This is a genomic window from Microcystis sp. M_QC_C_20170808_M9Col, from assembly GCF_007095495.1.
GTDB lineage: Bacteria > Cyanobacteriota > Cyanobacteriia > Cyanobacteriales > Microcystaceae > Microcystis > Microcystis aeruginosa.
In genome coordinates, this window is sequence record NZ_SFBZ01000241.1 from 1 (window position 1) to 4,314 (window position 4,314).

A 4,314-nucleotide genomic window follows, 5' to 3' on the forward strand; every position below is an offset into this window, starting at 1 on the left:
TAATTAGGGGTCTCAAGCTCCCCCTAACGGCCACCGAGAAAACCTTCACCAGCTAAGTATTTTTACTCAAGTCTCTGGAGGGGGACAGCTTATGTGACACTTAGGGTGCGGAATGTGGGATCTTTGGTCATAATCACGGCATTTTCCGCTCGCGCTGCTGCAAAGATCTCGATATCTTGAGCATCTCGAAGGGATAAGTCTCGCAGGGACGATGCTTCTAAATCAAAGGTCGCTGATAACCAGCTTGCTAGAGTTGGAGGTAGTTGAGCATCAATCCAAATTTTCATGCCGTTAGTTTAGGAAAATCCGTACACCGTGCTGCAAAAAGTAAACAAGCTTGGATATCTGCGAGTTCCAAATCGGGAAAGTCTTCTAGAATTTCAGTTATGCTCACATTCTCCGCTAACATTTCCAAAATATCCGTTACTCGAATTCGCATCCCCCGAATACAAGGACGACCACCACACTGGCCGGGTGTTTGAGTAATGCGGGTAAGCAAGCTAACTGTTGAGTCCATAGAACGCATCTCGAAGATATTTAGTCTGCATTTAATTATCTTATCTGGTAATCCTAACAACCAATCCCTAGCACCCAACTGACACCCCCTGATTCCTCAACTCCGATCGCTACCTGCTGTTAGAATAGAGAATTGCGGTCAGACTGACGATAAAATTGAGAAGCTAAATCCTTGATTCTTAATAGTTGTTGAGCAACTTTCCGCCTAGTATCGCAATTATCCGATAATATGGGCAACAGCGAGTTAGTCTATTCAGTCTGTTAAAATTGACCCCCGTTGGTCGTATTCGCGCACTGTCTAACCTTTATGATGAGGATCAGTTAATATGGAATCAATGCAACCGACCGAGACCCAAAATCCGATTAGAACGGATTTACCCGGGTCTCTGAGCAAACCCAGCAGCAGCACCGAACAGATTTGGTCTGAATATGTAGAACCAGTTTGGGATTCGGTGATGTCCTATCTGGCTAACGTCCCCGATTATATCGGTAGTTTCTTCTCTGGATACAAAAAACCTTTAATCGTTCTGGGGGCAATTTTAGCCAGTTTTGTCACCGTGAAAGTTACCCTAGCGGTTTTAGATGCGATCGATGATATTCCCCTCCTTGCTCCTATCCTACAATTAGTTGGGATCGTTTACACTGGTTGGTTTGTCTGGCGCTATCTGCTCAAAGATGAAAATCGTCGCGAGTTATTAGCCGAAATTGATGCACTAAAAGCGCAAGTTTTTGGCAGTCACAATAACACTTTATAGATAGAATCAAGCATAAAAAACAAAGGAGTTGAGTGTTTCCGCTCAACTCCTTTGTTTTTGCACAACAGCTTATACTATAGCGTTTTTCAGTCTAGTGAGGTACAAAAGTTATGGGTTTTAGGCAAAAGGCAAGAGGCAAAAAGCAATAGGGAGAATAAATAATCAGTTTTTAATAACCAGATTTAATAGAGTTCTTGCATAATTAATTTTTGAGAGGGCAAAAATGAGAAAAATAAGCATAAATTGCCTAAAATCCCTAAATAGGGCTGGCTGAATAAATGTGAAATGTAGGCATGGTAAGGGTTTTGTGGCTTTTCTTGCGAAACAGGTGCAAGATTTTGAGAGAATCGTGCTTCAAAACCTTGCGTCTTCATCGGCCCGCGTCCTGTAGGGGCGAAGCATTCGGATAGAAAATCTACGGTTTCACCGATAGGTTATTGCCCGAATGCTTCGCCCCTACTTTTTCAGCAAACCCTAAATAGAGCATTTAATCGATTAATGCTTATTCTTAATTCTCCCGACGACCGGCTCCTAACCCCACCAACAAACTTTTTGCCGCAAACCCTAGCTTAACACCATAGTTCGGGAACCCGTACCGATCGAGCCGTTGTCAGGGGGCCTCGTATTTCGGTAAATTAGCACTCGGAAGGTAAGAGTGCTAATCTGGAAAAGACACTTACCCAAATACAAGACAAACGGAGGATATTCCATGGCTGCAGTCAGCATCAACGTAACAACTGTTAAACCCCTAGGCGATCGAGTTTTCGTCAAAGTTAGTCCCAGCGAAGAAAAAACCGCCGGTGGTATTTTCCTTCCCGATGCCGCTAAAGAAAAACCCCAAATCGGGGAAGTCGTGGCCGTCGGCCCCGGCAAACGCAACGATGACGGTAGCCGTACCCCTGTAGAAGTAGGTGTGGGTGACAAAGTTCTCTACTCCAAATATGCCGGAACCGATATCAAACTTGGTGGCGAAGAATTCGTTCTCCTCTCCGAAAAAGACATTCTCGCCGCCGTTTCCTAATCATCTACCCTTGAAAACCCCTATTTTGCACGAATAACGAGACATTATGGCTAAATCTATTATCTACAACGAAGATGCCCGTCGCGCCTTAGAAAAAGGCATGGATCTTCTGGCCGAAGCGGTGGCCGTCACCCTTGGCCCCAAAGGTCGTAACGTCGTCCTCGAAAAGAAATTTGGCGCACCCCAAATCGTCAATGATGGCATCACCATCGCTAAAGAAATCGAACTGGAAGACCATATCGAGAACACCGGTGTGGCTTTAATTCGCCAAGCCGCCTCAAAAACCAACGATGTAGCGGGGGATGGTACAACTACCGCCACCGTTCTCGCTCACGCTATTGTTAAAGAAGGTTTACGCAACGTCGCCGCCGGTGCTAACCCGATTTCTCTGAAAAAAGGGATCGATAAAGCTGCCGATTTCCTCGTCAGTCAAATCGCCAAACACGCGAAACCCGTAGAAGACTCCAAAGCGATCGCACAAGTGGGCGCTATCTCTGCTGGTAACGATGATGAAGTCGGTCAAATGATCGCCTCGGCCATGGATAAAGTCGGTAAAGAAGGCGTAATTTCCCTAGAAGAAGGGAAATCGATGACCACCGAACTAGAAATCACCGAAGGGATGCGTTTTGACAAAGGTTATATCTCTCCCTACTTTGTCACCGACACCGAGCGCATGGAATGCGTTTTTGAGGATCCCGCTATTCTGATTACCGACAAAAAAATCGGTTTAGTACAGGATTTGGTTCCTATTCTCGAACAAGTGGCCCGTCAAGGCAAACCCCTAGTAATTATCGCCGAAGACATCGAAAAAGAAGCTTTGGCAACCCTAGTGGTTAACCGTCTGCGCGGTGTTCTTAACGTCACTGCGGTGAAAGCTCCTGGATTTGGCGATCGCAGAAAAGCGATGTTAGAAGATATCGCCGTCTTAACCGGTGGTCAAGTCATTAGCGAAGATGCGGGTTTAAAACTGGAAACCACCAAAATTGACAGCTTAGGTACGGCCCGCCGTATCACTATGAACAAAGATACCACCACCATCGTCGCCGAAGGAAACGACGTGGCAGTGAAAACCCGTTGTGAGCAAATTCGCCGTCAAATCGAGGAAACCGATTCTTCCTACGATAAAGAAAAACTGCAAGAACGTCTGGCTAAATTAGCCGGCGGTGTGGCAGTGATTAAAGTCGGTGCCGCTACGGAAACGGAAATGAAAGACCGCAAATTGCGCCTAGAAGACGCAATTAACGCCACTAAAGCAGCCGTAGAAGAAGGTATCGTCCCCGGGGGTGGTACTACTTTAGCTCACCTCGCTCCCCAATTGGAAACTTGGGCCAAAGAAACCCTACACCATGAAGAATTAACCGGTGCTTTAATCGTTTCTCGCGCCATTGCTGCCCCCTTAAAACGGATCGCTGAAAATGCCGGCCAAAACGGTGCAGTTATTGCCGAACGGGTGAAAGAAAAGCCCTTTAATGTCGGTTATAATGCCGCTACCGGTGAGTTCTCCGATATGTTTGAGGCGGGTATCGTTGACCCCGCTAAAGTGACTCGTTCTGCCCTACAAAATGCCGCTTCTATCGCCGGTATGGTTTTAACTACCGAGTGTATTGTTGTGGATAAACCGGAAAAAGAAAAATCCGCTCCTCCCGCCGGCGGTGGTGACTTCGACTATTAATAATTAGTCTGTTTTTTCTGGACTCGATCGCTTAAATGCGATCGAGTTTTTTTTGATAAAAAAACATCACTTCAGGTTAGGGAAAGTACAATTTTATCCCCGGTGCTTTTTCCTTGCGGTAAAATATTGATAGCTCGATCGGGTATCCCGATTTACAGCCCGCCATGCGGAACAAATCTGGATTGTTAAGTAGGTAGGCGTTAAAAGTTGTCAGGCACCCCCCTTATCAAGGGGTAGGGCTGTTTCATTCTCCCATCAGAATATCAAAAGTAAAAGCGATCACTGTCAGGTAAAATGAGGAGTGACCGGCAACTTTTCAAATATATGTTGAGCTTAATAGAAAAACTGAA

At 45.8% G+C, this 4,314-nt stretch carries 5 protein-coding genes; 3 read left to right on the forward strand and 2 right to left on the reverse strand.

Features of this window, described 5'->3' with window-relative positions; translation table 11 throughout:
- Positions 1–89 precede the first annotated feature (89 nt).
- Together EWV68_RS14045 and EWV68_RS14050 are read right to left on the reverse strand one after the other, a co-directional pair.
- The gene (locus tag EWV68_RS14045; RefSeq protein ID WP_287170166.1) at positions 90–287 is read right to left on the reverse strand and encodes a DUF5615 family PIN-like protein; all 198 of its coding nucleotides are present in this window, start codon (positions 285–287) and stop codon (positions 90–92) included.
- On the reverse strand, positions 284–517 hold the full coding sequence (locus tag EWV68_RS14050) for a DUF433 domain-containing protein (protein WP_039899814.1): 234 nt from the start codon (positions 515–517) through the stop codon (positions 284–286). The genes EWV68_RS14045 and EWV68_RS14050 overlap by 4 nt, the downstream gene beginning before the upstream one ends.
- Before the next feature lie 325 nt (positions 518–842).
- On the opposite strand from EWV68_RS14050, the gene EWV68_RS14055 reads away from it, so the two are divergent.
- From EWV68_RS14055 to groL, 3 genes are all read left to right on the forward strand, one after another.
- Complete coding sequence (locus EWV68_RS14055; protein WP_002744522.1) at positions 843–1,271, forward strand: CAAD domain-containing protein; 429 nt, start codon at positions 843–845, stop codon at positions 1,269–1,271.
- Between the two features lie 709 nt (positions 1,272–1,980).
- Positions 1,981–2,292 (forward strand): co-chaperone GroES, encoded by a 312-nt coding sequence (gene groES / locus EWV68_RS14060; protein ID WP_002737272.1) that lies wholly within the window; start codon positions 1,981–1,983, stop codon positions 2,290–2,292.
- Positions 2,293–2,338: 46 nt separating this feature from the next.
- Positions 2,339–3,964 (forward strand): chaperonin GroEL, encoded by a 1,626-nt coding sequence (gene groL, locus EWV68_RS14065; protein WP_002804201.1) that lies wholly within the window; start codon positions 2,339–2,341, stop codon positions 3,962–3,964.
- The last annotated feature ends 350 nt before the right edge of the window (positions 3,965–4,314 follow it).